This window comes from Methanosarcina hadiensis (genome assembly GCF_046529725.1).
Taxonomy (GTDB): Archaea; Halobacteriota; Methanosarcinia; order Methanosarcinales; family Methanosarcinaceae; genus Methanosarcina; species Methanosarcina hadiensis.
On the sequence record NZ_CP136241.1, the window covers coordinates 1,861,915 to 1,877,459 of the forward strand.

Consider the following 15,545-nt stretch of genomic DNA (forward strand, 5'->3'; position numbering starts at 1 on the left):
TTTACAGGATAAATCTTACGTTTATTGAAATTCTTATCCTGTAGGAAAGATTATATTAATATGAATATGCATATTAAATAAGAAAAATCCAGAGGAAATGATTAATTATGCAGGAAATAACCAGAAAACAAACTGCTGAGGGCAAAAAAGATGCTGGACATACACTTTTTTTGAAAAAATGCCCGGAATGTCACTCTAAACTTGAGAATAATCTATTCAATGGATTTCAATACTGTACAGTTTGCGGTTACTGGACAAGAAAAGAGACTGCAAGGCTTGAACCTCTCATGATCCTGGAGTGAATAGAGATATGTTTAATCTCCCCTCAAAATGTGTCAGATGCGGCACATCTCTCAAAAGACAGATAATCGGCTCAAATAATTTTTATTACTGTAGAAAATGCGGATGTACATCCTCAACCACAGCTGCAGGTGTTTCTTCACAGCCTGCAGTCCAGAGAGTAATGAATATTTAAGGCGACAGTAAGCCAGGTCTTAACATAAATTTAAGCGAACCTGAACATTATTAAGAGTTAACTAGAATTAATTCCATGTCAGGTTTTGTTTTGAATTATTTTTATTTTTTAAACTCTTTTCATAATACTAACTCTGTTTTTACATGTATTCATGTTCTCAGGTGTATTTCTGGCAAATTTATCCTGTAGTATCCTGCGTAAGGCCTTCATTTTTCTTTCCTTTCTCTATTCTTCTTTCCTCTGTCTTTACTTCCTTTAGTTTTTTTATTCCTTTAGTTTTTTTCCTTACACTTTGCGTATCATGAATCGAAAAAAATATATGAGTTTTAAAACTCTATACGCAATATCAATTTAATGATTACACAAACCTCAAAGCGATATTACCACCAGAAACCTCCTCAGTTTGATCCTTATGGTTGAAAAAGAAATTGATTCCCTATGCAGTCAATACGGCTTGAAGCCGACAAATCTCTCGAACCTCACTTTAAAGGTTAATTCACCTGACCCTGATCTGGAGAACAGCTTTCAGGAAGAAGGAAATTCTCTTTACCTCCCCCTTTACCAGGAGTTAAATGCGACAGGTTCTCTGCCCGGGGAAAATTATTCAATGGCTTATATCCAGCTTATTCTTGATCCTGAGAAAGTAAGTTCGGAGTATCTGGCAGACTTTTTCAATAATCCTCTTGGTATGAGGATCCGGAAAGCGTGGGAAGCCAGAGGTTTCATCCTGAGGCAGGAAGATCATGAAGATAAGGGGAAGAGACCGGAGTCCCATGAAGATCCTGCCCCGCAGAGCCCTGCCCTTTTTTCAGGAAAACCCCGGTTATCAGGCTTACCTCCTCTCCTGGTGGGTGAAACCGCGTTTGAAAGCAAAGACCCGATTGAAAACATATGCGAGGCAACTGATGTAATCAATTCTGTGTTTTCTGGCACTAATGTTTCTTTTCTTCCCGGGACTTTATCTTTTCCGGAAGTGGATCTCGAGTCTCTTATGCACAGCAGACTTTATCTTCCTGACCTGCAGATCCAGATTGAAGTCCTCAAAGTCAAAGGTCTCACAAAGGAGCTTATTTCCCAGTTGAACGTATTCGAGTGCCGACTTTCGACTTACCCTAAAAGTATAACCCATATCCACAAGGAACTTGAACTTATAAAAGAAGCGGTAAAGCTTGCAAATGATTCTGATTACATTCTTGAGCTTATCCGGCGGGGAGAAAGTAAGAAGCTTGAGTTTAAGTCCACGCTGCGCATGAACCTTATCACCGGAAAGCCTGACTGGAATATACAGCATGCAGTCCTGAAGACAATAGTCGCTTACCTGAACACGGACGGTGGTCTCCTTCTGGTTGGCGTTTCCAACAATGGAGAAGTCCTTGGCATCAAAAACGACGGTTTCCCTAACGAAGACAGGTTCCTCCTTCATTTCAAGCAGCTTATAAAACAGCACATAGGCCTTAATTACGCTCCCATGATAGAGTATGCCCTTGTGCCTGTAGGCGGTAAGGAAGTCCTCGAAATAGATTGCAAAAAAAGTGATGAAGCTGTTTTCCTTAAGACGGATAAAAACGAAGAGGAATTCTATATCCGAATAGGTCCCTCAAGCGAAAGGCTCACAGGCAGCAAATTAATAGAATATGTTAACAGGAGGTATAACGGAAAATCGGATTAATCCTCATACTTCTATTGTAATTCAGTCCAGCAGTCTGGCCTTATAATCCCCTCACTTATAATCCCACCTTACTTATAGTCATGCCTTATTATTTCCTTCATCTGTCGAAGTTTTTAAGATTCAAGAGTTTTTAGCTCTCGAACCTGAAATTTTTAAATTACCGGTCCAAATATATTTATTATTCCCGTTGCAGTCAGATCAACAGCAAGAGCCGCGAGCAATAGTCCCATAAGTCTTGTAAATACAAGCATTCCGTTATATCCTATGAATTTATGGATTCTCCTTGAGAAAAGGAAAATAAACAGGCAAAACACAAATGTGAGTAAAATTGAGACGATTATAATTGCTTTTTGCTGAATGCCTTCTGCCATCCCCATAAGTACAATTACCGTGCTGATCGCACCCGGACCTGTCAGGAGAGGAAGACCTATAGGGAAAACCCAGATATCCTCCCTTTCCTGCGACTGAGTGATCTCTTCTTCTGTGATGCTTTCTCTTGAGACTTTTGCATGCATCATATCAAACGCTATAGTGAAAAGCAGAAGCCCACCGGCGACCCTGAGCGAGTCCACACTGATACTGAATACTTTAAGTATCATGCTTCCCGTAATTGCAAAAAAGAGGGCAATTACACATGCAAGCGTCACTGCTTTTTTAGCGATATCATTTTTTTCTTTATGGGTCATTTTGCTTGTCAACGAGATAAAAGTTACAACTCCGCTGATAGGGCTAACAACCACAAAAATGGATGAGAATACATAGATGAAAAACGCGAGGTTTTCGACTACCATTTTTTTCTCCTGTACTTTACAGACTTGAGTTTATCATATTTTTATTACTCTTATAATATTTACCTTTTGATCTCGTCAATTTTTGTGTTTATTTATTGAAGTCTAACTGTAATATTTAAAGATATATCTATAAATCTTAATTAGAATTTTTTAGGGGTTTACGTTTTGATTTCTCTACGCAGGATTTAAAGGGGGAGCAGATAGAGCTATCCTCCAAAACAATCTCTAAAGTAACATAATATTTCAAACCCCGCCAGCTCGTCTGGCGGCCCTTCACAAAAAGAAGAACAAGAAAAAGAAGAGATGAAATTAACAAAATAACAAAAAACATGAGAAATAGTGTTTTTCGGGTAAATTAGGTTTATTTTCCAGGAATCTTACTTTGTCTGTTATTTCGATCCATTGTTTTTTAGATTCAATGTTTTTAGATCCATTGTTTTTATTATCTATTTGCACTTTATCTTTTCTTCTGTTTTTTCTTATTTTTGGTTTTTTTGAGACAGGCCGCTCTCCTGCGTGGAGCGTGACAAGAACGGTTCGATGAAGCGAATAACGTTGCATGGGTTAGAAATTATATCTATCCACTTCTTCCTGATTTTTTCTTTAAAATCCGAAAAAAGACGAAAGTTTAGTCTGCTCAATTTTCTGGACTGCTTCTTCCTGTATGGTCTCTCGTAAGGTTGTTTGAGGTTCTTCCTGCTTTTCTTCTCTCTGTGGGCTGTTTTCTAAAAACTCGGTTACAAAACTGCTTTCGTTTTCCGAGAGCAGTGAATTCCTGTAGTACTGCATTGTCTTTTCCTGCCAGCTGCCCGGGAGAAGCAAAAACTCCATGCCTCTTTTCTGTCCGTTCCATTCCCAGGCTCCCGAGTTGTAAAAAATAACTGCTAACTGGCTTGAGAGCTGGGCGTACGGAACTTCTTGCCTGAGCCTGTACAGGAACTTGCCTATCCCTTCCTTTTCAGTCCCCATATACAGTTTCGCCGCATCATTTGCCAGGTTTTTCCATTCTCCATGTCCCGCATAAACTCGTGGAGCTTTTCCAGATGGCTGCAACTAATTTTATCAATTCTGGGAAAGAGAGCTCTCCTGAACTTTCTTTTAATGAAGATATTTCCCCGGCTGTCTATCTGCCACGAAAAAGGTTTTTCTCTTGCCCCAAGAGTGCGGGATGTAGACCAGGAGGCAGCCATGAGTAATAAATCAGATTCTGGATATAAAAAAATGTTTTTAATTTATGCTATTTTCCTATTTGACAACTTATCCTGCTGATAAAAGTAGAACTATTTTAAAAACTTTCTTTGTACTGTGGAAAAAATCTGAGATATCTAAATATTTAAATATTTAAATACATCCTTACAGCAAGCCAGATAATAAACCATCCAATGGCTGAAAGCAAATTGTTTCTAAACTCTGTCTCCATGTATTTAGAAACTCTCTATTCCTATTTAAATTTTTTTATCTGTTTAAAAATATTCGGTTACACTTTTATTTATATAAAGATAGTCTTTTTTATTTCTTAATTCTTAATACCAACCAGAAATAGATATTTTGAAGGGTCTAATTCTAAAGAAGAAACTTTATATAAAGTGTTTCAAATGCTTTCATTTTTTTTTGCAATTTCGAAATCACTCCATAAATCATTTCTTATTGTTATAGCTCCAGATATGCGTGCGCCTGTACCTGTCATAAAGGGTGACATTGAGGGTGAGGAGAAGGACGAAAAATAAAGTGTCAGAAAGGTCAATTGAGCCTCTTAGCAGGGGCAGCACCAGATCAAAGAGCAGTACCAGGCTGAAATTTACAATTGACATTACGACAAATTCCTGGATAATAGACCTCCATTGTCTCCCGCGCCGGATAAGAAGCTGGCTCAATGCTGTATTGATCACTATAAGAAGGGATACTCCGGCTGCAACCTGGAAGTTATTTGCCCGGACACCTGGGAGCACTTCGGCAAAAATTATGCTCAGGAGGGAGATGAGCACTATCTTCTCGGCGAGTTCGCGGGTGACAAGCCTTCCGTATAACAGTTTATTAATCATTTTCATCCGCTTTCTCTCTTTCCGTGTTCTGGCATTTTCTGTGCTGTCAGAAAGGAAAGAGGGGATCGGGTCCGCAGCAAACGAGAAACCGGGCCTGGGAGGAGGCAGATCCCTTAAGAGCAGCCAGATAGTGCCGATTATGATTGCACCCCAGCCGATCAGTATAATAATGTTTGCCGGCTCTTCCATTATCCAGTCAATTGTTCCCATTTCAGCTATATGTATCCAGTATTCCTGGGGTATTTTAACCAGTATCCAGGTAAGAGCTGCCGTCGTTATCAGTTTTTCTTTTGTAAGCAAAAGAGGATCCCATTTCAGGCGAACTACTTCATAAAAGATAAAGTAGTATTCAAAGACATTCGGAAAAATAAACAGGAGCGGCCGCAGATTCGTTATCCCGAAGAGAGCAGAACCTACCAGCCTGTAATAGAAAAGGAAACGTCCCAGTTCGAAAGCAAAAAGGTTTGACCAGTTTCTGAGAGTCGAAAGATAAGTAATGGTCAGGTAATAAATATCAAGGGCTTTATCGTAACTCTGGTAGTCTGCCAGAGACATGTCAGTAAATTGCTGAAAAATTGTCCCGTCAACAGCATCAAGAACCAGGGAGGCTATAATCCCGGGTAGAGGGTATTTTGGGATAGAGAGCGGTACAAAAAAACGGGCTATAACAACAGCCCAGAAGATTAGCATATCTGATGGATCTGGCATTCCAAAACTCGCCCCCAATTTGACAGATGAATTCCCGGATTTTCAGACTCTGACAAGGTTTATAGCAGAATTGTATTTGATATTTAAAATGAATGTCCCCATTTCTCATAAAACTATAGTGAGCTGGCAAATTTTTACATCCTCCTCAATTTCTTTTTGTTTTAATCCCTGTTTTTGATTCTGTAGAACCAATTAAAGATGCCTGGCTCCAGATATGGACCCGCCGGTATCTATCATATAGCGTTATATTCAGGGTCAGCAGAAGAGTGAAGAAGAGGGTATTAAGGAGATCAATAGAGCCTGCGTACCTGACAATGAGAAAATCAAAAAGCAGGATTAAGGTAAGATTTACAATAGACATTATTATAAACTCCCTCAGTATGGACTTCCATTGTGTTCCACGCCTGGCAAGCCACTGGCTCAACTCTGTGTTTATTACTATAAGGACAGAGACACCGACTGCAATCTGGATATCATTTGCCCGGACTTCTGGAAGGATCTGTGCAAAAATAATGCTCAAAAGAGAGATTAGCACAATCTTCTCTATCAGTTCATGATGTATAAAATCATCAAAAAACCTTTTACTGGTGTAATTATCCTTCATATTGAGAGCCACTGATTTGTCAAATACAAAAGTCGCATGATCTGCAGCAATTGAAAATCCGGGCCTCATCGGAGGAAGGTCCCTGAGCAGCCAGTAAACTATGCCAATCATAATTGCAGCCCAGCCAACCAGAACGAGTGCATTTGGAGGGTTAGCTATTATCCAGTCGGTTGTGTCCATCTTTGCTATATGTATCCAGTATTCATGCGGCAGTTTTACAACAATCCATATCAGGGCCGCCGTAAGTACCAGTTTTTCTTTTGTAAGCAGCCCTGGATTCCATTTCACGCGTACTGCTTCATAAAATATAAAGAAATATTCAAACGTATTTGGGAAGATAAGCAGCAGTGCTCGTATCTCTGTCAGCTCGAAAAGAGCCACTCCAACCAGCCTGTAATAAAAAAGGAAGCGGCTAATCTCGAAAGCAAAGAAATTTGACCAGTTGCGCATCGTTGAAAGGTAAGTAATCGCCAGATAATAGATATCAAGAGCCTTATCATACCCCTGGTAGCCCTCAAGAGGCAGGTTCGTGAATACCTGAAAGATCGTCTGGTCAACGGCATCAAGGAGAAGGGAAGCTATTATCCCTGGGAGCGGGTATTTTGGAATAGAGAACGGTATAAAAAAACGAGCCATGACCACAGCCCAGAAAATCAGCATGTCTGAGATATCTATCATTATGAAGTGTGCCTCCCTTCTCAATCCTTACCTGCCAGGGTCTGTTGCAGTTTCCGGTTTCTTAGCCTGACAACTTTTCTTAACAAAGATTAACCCGGTTTATATTATTTTCCGTCTTAGTTCTATATTTAGAGACTTATAATTCTCACGGCAGTGATCTATTTTCTACGGATATCTGGCAAAATCCAGACTTTACCTTCAGGGCTCAAAATGTTTTTGTGAATTATCCTTTATGGTGAACCCTGATAATGTGTTGTTCTGCCACGGAAAAAAGAGAATCCTCAGTTTCTCTCTCCCTCGAGCGTGACAGGTTTATAATTAATCTCCTGACCTGGTCCTCTTGAGATCGCTTACTGTTACAACCTATCAGTTAGTGCTTAAGCAAGAACGAGAGTAAAATAGACAGCATCTGCTATGATTAATCGAAACTATAATAAAAATCCAAAATTTTCTGTCCCGAGAGGCTACTCGGGTTCTGAAGATCAATTCGGGAATAACTGCGCACTCTTTGATCTCAAGAACTTTTTCCTTCCTCTCTGTCTGTAACCCCGTTGCCGGAATGGTTCTTTGAATGGAGTTGCCAGTAGCGGTCGTAGAGGGTGACGATCAGGGTCAGGAGCAAGATAAAGAAGAGTGTGTTGCCGAGATTAATAGAGCCGTCGTATCTGGGCAGGAGGAAGTTAAAGAGAAAGACCAGGCTGATATTTACTGCTGACATCACAATGAATTCCTGCACAATAGACTTCCAGTGCCTTCCACGTCTGGAAATCCAGTGACTAAGGAAGGTGTTTATTACGACAAAAACAGTCACGCCGAAAGCTATCTGAATATTGTTTGCCCTCACATCCGGAAGTATCTGGGCGAAGATGATGGTAATAAGGGAGATCAAGAAAATCTTCTCAATAACCTGCCTGTTAATAAGGCGTCCCCTCTCCTCACTTTTGTTTTCTGCAACGGCTGGGAAAGTTGGGGCAACTGCAACAGGAATTGCTTTGATTTTTATACCCGGCCTCATGGGAGGGAGGTCCCGTAACAGCCACCACGCCAAGCCGAGCAGGAAAACAGCATAGGCGACCAGGATGAGGGCATTTGCAGGGTTTGCCCTGATCCAATCGGTGGTGTCCAGCTGGGCAACGTGGATCCAGTATTCCTGGGGAATTTTGATGAAAACCCAGATAACGGCCGCTGCAGTTATCAATTTGCGCTCTGTAAGCACCACAGGATCCCATTTAAGACGGACAACTTCATAAAAAATAAAGAAGTACTCAAAGGTATTAGGAAAAACAAGTAGTAGAGGACGCAGTTGTGTGAGTTCGAAAAACACAACGCCGACCAGTCTGTAGTAGAAAAGGAAGCGGTCCAGTTTGAAGGCATAGAGGTTCGACCAGTTTCGCAGGGTCGAAAGGTAGGTTATGCTCAGGTAGTAAATATCAAGGGATTTATCGTAGCTCTGGTACCCTTCAAGGGGGAGGTCCGTGAAAAGCTGAAAGATCGTCTGGTCGATACCATCCAGGATCAGACATGCGATCACACCCGGAAGAGGATAGCGGGGAATGGCGAGCGGTATCAAGAAGCGAGCTATAACTACAGCCCAGAAAACCAGCATATCTGAAGTATCTACCATTGTAAATTACTTCCCCTGCTTCTCCTTAAACATGCATTTTAATCCCTTAACTGATTCTGCCTGATCATTTTTCTCAAGAGAGTAGTAATGTTGTTATGAAATATTCAGTTAATTTATAGATATTCGACTATTATACTCATATCGAAACTAATTTACTCATTTTTATAATGAATGTAAAAATGAGTAAATGGATTACTCATCTACGAATTAATATATGATGGATTTTATATAGCTCAAATTTATACATATATCCATTAGACAATTTAAGCTTAAACTAGTAGAAACAAAATAATTGGTAAAAAGACCAGTTATGTGCCAGTCGCCTTGCCTGCAGCGGGGGTCAGTGAAGCTTAAGGCGGGAATATTACAGATATGTGGGGCACTCTGCTTGGGAATGACGGCAAAAGGTCATGGTTTTGCTTTTTGACAGGTTTTTATTCGGCAACTGAAATATTCATCGATTTAAATTACCTCAGTTGTAGCTGCCTGCAAAGAGCCATGCTGGTGAAAATTCTGGAGGATATGGTAATGGCACAGTTTAGACCATTTGAAATGGACAGCATCCCGATAGAAGAACAGTTTATGAACTGGAAAGAAATTGTCAAAGCTCCGTATGACCGGAAATCCGTAGACGCTTATACACGGACACGTGTAATTCTCATGAACGGGATTGAGAATGCTTCAGTCCTTATGTCCCATGAGATGGAACGAATGACTGTAGATCCTGAAATCAAGCGCCAGATGGCAGCGATGAGGCGCGCTGATTCAATGCAGCAGCAGACAGTCAACTGGCTGAATCCGGCAAACCAGACTGTTATAGAAACTACTCTTGGCTATGAACAGGTGGCTGTCGACCTTACTGCAAACCTTGCCAGAAATGAGCCCGATCCATATGTAAAGCAGACGCTGGACTTCGCCCTGCTTGAGGACTTCGACCACCTTTACCGCTACAGCTGCCTTTACGATTATATGGAACAGGGAGACCCTGAGTTCATTGTTCAGGGCAAGACCGAGGTAAAACCCGGAAGGCCGACAGTTGGCCATCACCGTCACCCTGACGACACCATGCGCAAACATTACGATAAGGATACAGCCGACATTAAAACCAAAATGAATTATCTAACGATTGTCGCAGGCGAACAGCAGACCGAGCTTTACTACAAGTCGCACGGTTTCATGTATTCGGACGAACTCGCAAGGCAGATTTACTCAGAGATTGCCGACGTTGAAGAAGAGCATGTGACCCAGTACGGGCTGCTCGGCGACCCGCGAGAAACAATGCTCGAAAAGTCTGCGCTAATGCAGCTCTGTGAAGCGTATATCTACTTCTCCTGCGCGCAGACCGAAACCGATTCCAGGATAAAGAGCATCTGGGAAAACTTCGCAAAGATGGAAATCTCACACTTCGAGGGCTGTGCCCGCCTTCTTGAAAAATATGAAGGCCGCGATATAAGGGATGTCGTAAAGGCTGATGTTATAGAGCCTCTGGTCGTTTTCGAACCGAATAAAGAATACATAAACAAGGTGATTGATGAGCAGCTTGACATCATGCCTTCAGGTATGGAATATAAGCGGCTCAGTGAACTGGCTGATACATGGTCCAGCTATAAGTTCCAGTGGAAAGTAAACGGGGCTGGTGTGCCAAGTGAAGAAACAACTAAAAAAGCAAGCAGCGAACTGGTTAAGCGGGATCAGGCTAAAAATATCCAGGAATTTAAGAGCCAGCTAGCAAAACAAACAGAAAATGTTATGGCCGGAAGACCGGCACCGCCGATGTGAATTTAGCAAAAGTTCTTCAATTCAGCAAATGGCGTCAGTTAACGCCATTATTATTTTCTATTTCTTTTCCAGCTCTTTCTTCATTGAGAATGATAAAAACGCTCGACATTACATACGGCTTTAAAAATCTAATACAGAATCATTTTTCTATCAGAAATGAAGACTGGAACTAAACTTAAATCTCTGTTTTAACAATAGAATGAAAGAGCCGGACTCTGAAGAAATGATCAACTGAAGAATAAATCTTATCCTTAATATTTTACAACCTTAGCAATTCGAGCTGATCCTTATGCATCCGAAAACCCAGGAAATCCTCAAAACGTTTGAAGAGATCAATAAAATTCCCCGCCGTTCCAAAAACGAAGAAAAACTTGCCCTGTGGCTGCTGGAATGGGCAAAAAAACATAATCTTGAAGCAAAAACAGATGCTTTAAACAATGTCCTGATTAAAGTACCTGCCACCCCAGGGTATGAAAATTCTCCCATAATCGTGCTGCAAGGGCATATGGATATGGTCTGTGAAAAGTGCAGGGAATCGGAACACGATTTCTCCAAAGACCCTGTAAGATGTGTGTCTGAAGGAGACTGGCTGCGAGGAGATGGGACTTCAATCGGCGCAGATAATGGAATAGCACTTGCAATCGGGCTTGTTCTGGCAGATGCAGGAATAAAAGGAGAAATAGAACATCCGCCTCTTGAGCTCCTTTTTACCGTTGACGAGGAAACCGGGCTTACAGGAGCCAGCGGGCTTGGAGAAGATTTCTTCGAAGGCAGAATTCTCCTGAATCTGGACTCGGAAGATGAAGGAATCTTTATAGTCGGGTGTGCAGGAGGAAAGAATTCGAAGGTTGCTTTGCCTGTCGAATGGGAGCCTTTTGACTACGGAAAGGAAAGCGGGCTCGTGCTCTTCAGGGTCTCGGTTGAGGGACTTGAAGGAGGCCATTCAGGAACAGAAATTCACAGGCAGAGGGCAAATGCTATTCAGCTTCTGGCCAGATCGCTGGTAAACCTTAAAGAAAATGCTGGAAAAGATAACCTGAGGCTTGCTTTTTTCAGTGGGGGCAGCGTGCATAATGCAATTCCTAACTATGCAGAGGCATTTGTTGCCCTGCCAAGGAGAATGGAAGAGCAGGCACAGGATTTTGTTTCCGAGCTTCAAAAGACACTCAGGGGTGAGTATTCGGTATCTGATCCTGAAATTGCCTTTCAGCTTAAAGAGGTTGAAAACAGGGTTATTTTCGAGGCTTCCGGAGGAAAGGTCATCAAAAAAGAAGTCCCTTCAGACAGGGTTTTTTCTGCCGGGACTGAAGAGAAGCTTTTAGGGCTGCTTCTGGGAATGCCTCATGGAGTTCACAGGATTTCGGATACTATCTCCGGGCTTGTTGAAACCTCGAATAACCTTGCAGTTGTAAGAACAGACGATAATGAAGTAAAAATTGTATCGAGCCAGCGCAGTTCCGTTATGTCAAGGCTTGCTGAAGTCACAGGAAAGGTGGAAACCGTTGCAAAACTGGCAGGGGCCAGAGTTGAGCATGAATGCGGATATCCTGCCTGGGAACCGGACCTTCATTCAGGGCTGCTTAAAAAATGCAAGCAAACTTACGCAGGAACCTTCGGTAAAGAGCCGGAAATCAAAGTCGTGCACGCCGGGCTTGAATGCGGGGTAATAGGCTCCAAATGCGAGTGTATCGAAATGATTTCCTTTGGACCGACCATAAAAGACCCTCATTCTCCGGCAGAGAGAGTGTTTATTCCTTCTATTGAAAAGGTCTGGGTTTTTCTTGAAAACCTGCTGAAAAGCTATCGCTGACAAAACTCACCGTCGGCAGAATAACCGCTATCAGGTTTCGTGGCTGGAACTCCAGAGTTACTGCTCCGGGTTTCATTCTGCCGGCACGGCAAATATTCCGATTATAATAATTTCTTATTCCGATTATAATAATTTCTTATTCCGATTATAATAATTTCTTTTACAATTCTTGTTCCGTCCTGAGCTGTTCTCTCACCCTCAATTCGGTATCACGGCCAACATAACGATAAACGAAGCCAGCCAGAATCGCTCCGACTATCGGCGCTATCCAGAACAGCCATAGCTGTTGAATTGCCCACCCACCAACGAATAATGCCTGCGACGTGCTGCGGGCCGGGTTTACCGAAGTATTTGTTACCGGAATGCTTATCAGGTGAATCAGGGTCAGTCCCAGCCCTATGGCGATAGGCGCAAAATGCGCTGGAGCGCGGTAATCAGTCGAGCCGAGAATGATGAACAGGAACATGAAGGTCATCACTACCTCAGTGATCAGTGCTGCATATAGCGAATATCCTCCGGGTGAATGCTCCCCGTATCCATTGGCAGCAAATCCGCTTTCAACCAGATTGAAATCAGGATTACCACTGGCAATCTGCCATAAAACGAAAGCAGCAAAGATTGCTCCTGTGAGCTGTGCGATGACATAAGGGACTATATCCTTTGCGGAGAAACGGCCGCTTATGTACAGCCCTATTGTAACAGCAGGGTTGAGATGGGCTCCTGAGATATGACCAATTGCGTAAGCCATCGTCAGGACGGTCAGCCCGAATGCAAGAGCGACACCTGCAAAACCAATACCCAGGTCGGGAAAGCCAGCAGCCAGGACTGCACTGCCGCAGCCGCCAAGAACCAGCCAGAAGGTGCCTATAAACTCTGCTATGAATCTACGAGTTAAGTCCATATTAATTCCCCCCTTTAATCGTGCAAATAACTGTCTATCTGCTTTTCCCGGTCAAGAGACCCGGACTAAAAAAGCTTTGAAATGTTCTCTGTCGCCCAGAGCACGTTTGTCGGTGAGCCTGAGGCGCTGGAGTTGCTATCGATCCATCGGCCTGGAATTATACCATGTATTATACCGGTTTGATTTTATACCGGTTTAATTTTACCGTTTAACTTTTTTTATTATCTGTTTCAATCAGTTTATCGCTTTAATCATTTTACTTTAAAAGTCAGATCTTAAAAGTCAGATCTATTCTACCTGATATTATTGTGAAAACACAACAAACGCCTGCGGAAATCGATAACCTGCTAACTGTGAGAAGAAATCCTGGATCATGCAGGTGAAGATCTATCAGGTATTCTTCTATCAGGTATTCTCCTGACGGAGCCCGGGAAAATGCTCCAGCCCATATCCGCCGATCAGAATACCGTTCCCTTTCCTGTATTTTCAAAACCCGCAAAAACACTTCCAGACCCGCAGGTCATGATTTGAACGTAAATCTATTTACTCGTCAATATTTATAAATCTATTTTTATACAATAATTCACTCAGATATTTCTTCTAAACCATATGCTTGCGGCCTGTTATTCATTTCAGGTGTTTCACTGAAGGGAGAGAATCGATCTATCAATACAAAAAAGTTTCATTCTTCAGTTGAAAATGTTCAGATCTTTTCCAGAATGAAAGAAGACTTATTAAGGGTGTAACTCTGCACCATTGAAAAATACCATAAAAAATAAAAAAATTTATTAAATAGTTCAATCTTTTTTCTCGTTTGATAACCAGCTCGATTCATTGTTACCTGCAGGATGCACCTGATCCAGCGTATTAAGGCATTCCTGTTCCTCGCTACTCCGCTTTGGTATATCTGACCGTACTTTCATAAAATAAGCCAGAGCTGCAATGGGCAGGGCATAGCCAATCCCGTAGAAGGCAAGGTTTTTTTCCTGTTCTTCAAAAATAACGCTTAAGAAATTTACCGCAATCACAACAGCCGTCAAACCTACAAGGTTTAATTCCAGTTCTTCAATGTTATGAGTTCTAAGCCACGGAGACAGGGGAAGTGGTTCGATAAATAGTTCGTATAAGCCAAGTGAGGTTATAAAGAGTACTGTACCGACCAGGAATAGATGGACAATTTCCACAATTTCCACAATTATATCCCCCTTTGCTGCTGCCTCATCCACTCCGAAAACTAGCTCGGGTAGAAAATGAATAAGATCAATTCCGCCCTTAATGAAAAGGATTACAGCCGCAATAGACAGCCCGATAACCGGTATAAGTACAAAAAACCGAAGCCCTGCGATAAATTTGACTACCCTGATCATCAGATACCTTCTGACTTTACCTATCTATTCGTTTCCTATTTTTTGGAAGCTCTATTTATTTTTTTGCTCGACCAGCCAGTATCAACTATTAAAAATTAATCTGCAATGCCTTTACTGCATTTTTAGTGTCAGCTAGAGATCCCGGGTGGTTCTCTTTCTGAGAATTAATCTCTAAAAATAGAGCCTTTCCAGAGAGCAGTCTCTCTGGAAGACCTGATTTCAGGGAAGTGGATATTCTTCGGCAAAAGCTTCGCGCAGCTTATCCTCTTCTTCTCTGGACAGGTTGGAAGCAATAAGCTCAAAATTCATTCCCTTTGCCGCTTCGGCTACTCTATCCTTTACGGCATCACTGGTCATTAAAAAGAGGGCTGAAGTTCCTTCAGTAACTTTGCTGCGTACAGACCGGATAAAATCGTCACTGATTCCGATATCTGCCATGGAGCCTGTCAGGGCTCCAACCGTAGCCCCGACTGCAAGGCCCAGTATAGGAACAAAAAAGATCAGCCCAAAAAGCATGCCCCAGAAAGCACCGCTGAGTGCCCCTGCCCCCGTTAAACTGGTTAACTGTTCTGTTTTTGGCTTTTTCTTTCCTTCGGGCCATTTGACTATGGCTGCATCGTGAAGGTTTATCAGATGCTGCTTGTTCAAATCCTTTACCACTTCAAGTGCTTTCTCCGCACCTTCTGCAGTTTCAAATTTCAACACGGTTAATGTTGCCATTCCTCAAATTCCTCCTCTGCTTACAGGTTCGATTTACTGGTTGTTTTTCAATACCAGCCTGTAACAGCCTGACAACTAAATGAGAATGGATAGGAGCGTTTTAAGGACTTTTTTCTCTGGGTGGTAAGGTTTCTCACAGGATATCTCTCACAAGGCCAGATAAGGTAGACATATACTGCCGGATATCTGACGGGCCAGAGAACAATGTGCGATCTTTTGATCTGGTTAATTTGATTATTCCCCTTTCACCCATTATAGAGTCTGAAAGCCCAGGCATGCAGGCTCGGCTTAACAATGCTGTAATATACAACTATTTTTATGTATATTATTTTATACATACTGAGATATTTGAATGCCTGCCTGAGTCCGGCTGTTCT

At 42.0% G+C, this 15,545-nt stretch carries 14 protein-coding genes; 5 read left to right on the forward strand and 9 right to left on the reverse strand.

Annotation, left to right across the window (positions count from 1 at the left end; translation table 11 throughout):
* Positions 1–107 precede the first annotated feature (107 nt).
* From RSJ42_RS07945 to RSJ42_RS07955, 3 genes are all read left to right on the forward strand, one after another.
* The gene (locus tag RSJ42_RS07945) at positions 108–302 is read left to right on the forward strand and encodes a hypothetical protein (RefSeq protein WP_410510032.1); all 195 of its coding nucleotides are present in this window, start codon (positions 108–110) and stop codon (positions 300–302) included.
* An 8-nt stretch (positions 303–310) separates the two neighbouring features.
* Entirely contained in the window at positions 311–475 is a 165-nt protein-coding gene (locus tag RSJ42_RS07950; RefSeq protein WP_410510033.1) for a hypothetical protein, read from the forward strand.
* 412 nt (positions 476–887) lie between these two features.
* Positions 888–2,144: a helix-turn-helix domain-containing protein gene (locus tag RSJ42_RS07955; RefSeq protein WP_410510034.1), complete on the forward strand. Its 1,257-nt coding sequence runs from the start codon at positions 888–890 to the stop codon at positions 2,142–2,144.
* 152 nt (positions 2,145–2,296) lie between these two features.
* Here RSJ42_RS07955 and RSJ42_RS07960 read toward each other — a convergent pair whose 3' ends face one another.
* From RSJ42_RS07960 to RSJ42_RS07985, 6 genes are all read right to left on the reverse strand, one after another.
* Positions 2,297–2,935: a MarC family protein gene (locus tag RSJ42_RS07960; protein WP_410510035.1), complete on the reverse strand. Its 639-nt coding sequence runs from the start codon at positions 2,933–2,935 to the stop codon at positions 2,297–2,299.
* Between the two features lie 603 nt (positions 2,936–3,538).
* Entirely contained in the window at positions 3,539–3,904 is a 366-nt protein-coding gene (locus tag RSJ42_RS07965; protein ID WP_410510036.1) for a hypothetical protein, read from the reverse strand.
* Positions 3,880–4,125 (reverse strand): hypothetical protein, encoded by a 246-nt coding sequence (locus RSJ42_RS07970; protein WP_410510037.1) that lies wholly within the window; start codon positions 4,123–4,125, stop codon positions 3,880–3,882. The genes RSJ42_RS07965 and RSJ42_RS07970 overlap by 25 nt, the downstream gene beginning before the upstream one ends.
* A gap of 447 nt (positions 4,126–4,572) precedes the next feature.
* Positions 4,573–5,685 (reverse strand): hypothetical protein, encoded by a 1,113-nt coding sequence (locus RSJ42_RS07975; RefSeq protein WP_410510038.1) that lies wholly within the window; start codon positions 5,683–5,685, stop codon positions 4,573–4,575.
* Between the two features lie 145 nt (positions 5,686–5,830).
* On the reverse strand, positions 5,831–6,967 hold the full coding sequence (locus RSJ42_RS07980; protein ID WP_410510039.1) for a hypothetical protein: 1,137 nt from the start codon (positions 6,965–6,967) through the stop codon (positions 5,831–5,833).
* Between the two features lie 514 nt (positions 6,968–7,481).
* Positions 7,482–8,591: a hypothetical protein gene (locus RSJ42_RS07985; RefSeq protein ID WP_410510040.1), complete on the reverse strand. Its 1,110-nt coding sequence runs from the start codon at positions 8,589–8,591 to the stop codon at positions 7,482–7,484.
* A gap of 528 nt (positions 8,592–9,119) precedes the next feature.
* Between RSJ42_RS07985 and RSJ42_RS07990 the strand changes: the two genes are divergently transcribed.
* Both RSJ42_RS07990 and pepD read left to right on the forward strand, forming a co-directional pair.
* Positions 9,120–10,370 (forward strand): hypothetical protein, encoded by a 1,251-nt coding sequence (locus tag RSJ42_RS07990; protein ID WP_410510041.1) that lies wholly within the window; start codon positions 9,120–9,122, stop codon positions 10,368–10,370.
* A gap of 289 nt (positions 10,371–10,659) precedes the next feature.
* Positions 10,660–12,180, forward strand: a complete 1,521-nt coding sequence (gene pepD, locus RSJ42_RS07995; RefSeq protein WP_410510042.1) for a beta-Ala-His dipeptidase — start codon at positions 10,660–10,662, stop codon at positions 12,178–12,180.
* 160 nt (positions 12,181–12,340) lie between these two features.
* On the opposite strand, the gene aqpZ is transcribed toward pepD, so the two are convergent.
* The 3 genes from aqpZ to RSJ42_RS08010 form a co-directional block, all read right to left on the reverse strand.
* Complete coding sequence (gene aqpZ / locus RSJ42_RS08000) at positions 12,341–13,081, reverse strand: aquaporin Z (RefSeq protein ID WP_410510043.1); 741 nt, start codon at positions 13,079–13,081, stop codon at positions 12,341–12,343.
* Between the two features lie 797 nt (positions 13,082–13,878).
* Positions 13,879–14,448, reverse strand: a complete 570-nt coding sequence (locus RSJ42_RS08005; protein ID WP_410510044.1) for a YqhA family protein — start codon at positions 14,446–14,448, stop codon at positions 13,879–13,881.
* Positions 14,449–14,667: 219 nt separating this feature from the next.
* Positions 14,668–15,168, reverse strand: coding sequence for a DUF1269 domain-containing protein (locus RSJ42_RS08010; RefSeq protein WP_410510045.1), 501 nt, complete (start codon positions 15,166–15,168; stop codon positions 14,668–14,670).
* Positions 15,169–15,545: the final 377 nt, after the last annotated feature.